At 70.8% G+C, this 401-nt stretch carries 1 protein-coding gene; it reads right to left on the bottom strand.

Going from position 1 to position 401, the window contains the following annotated elements:
- The coding region (locus L687_RS0121015; RefSeq protein ID WP_031206780.1) for a DnaJ domain-containing protein at positions 1-187 on the bottom strand (187 nt) is incomplete at its 3' end.
- Between the last annotated feature and the right edge of the window lie 214 nt (positions 188-401).

The following is a 401-nucleotide window of genomic DNA, read 5'->3' as shown; positions in this document are numbered from 1 at the left end:
GGCTCTCGACGGTGCCGACCAGCTCCCACGCGCGCTGCACCTGGATGAACATCGCCGCATCTCCACCGGTATCGGGGTGCGTCTGCCGGAGGCGGAGGCGATAGGCGCGGCGCAACTCGACGTCGTCGACCGTGGGGTCGACGTCGAGGATCTCGTAGGCCGAAGCCGAGAGCGGACTGTCGAACATCGCTCTCCCTCCGCGACCGTGGCATCCAGGATATCCGGCGGCCGTTGTGGTTCTCCCGATGCCGGGGGGGGGTCAGGCGGGCACGTCGACGATGCGCTCCACGCCGAGGACGGGTGCGATCCCGCCGCCCGATGCGGCGGCGAGGTCGTCCGTGAGGTGCGCGAGCTCCGGCTCCGGTGCCCACAGCTCGAGCGTGGCTGTCGCCGTGTAGGTC

It is taken from the genome of Microbacterium maritypicum MF109, assembly GCF_000455825.1.
GTDB classification, from domain to species: Bacteria; Actinomycetota; Actinomycetes; order Actinomycetales; family Microbacteriaceae; genus Microbacterium; species Microbacterium maritypicum_A.
The sequence above is the reverse complement of the archived record's forward strand: the minus strand, read 5'-3'. Positions and strand labels throughout refer to the sequence as shown.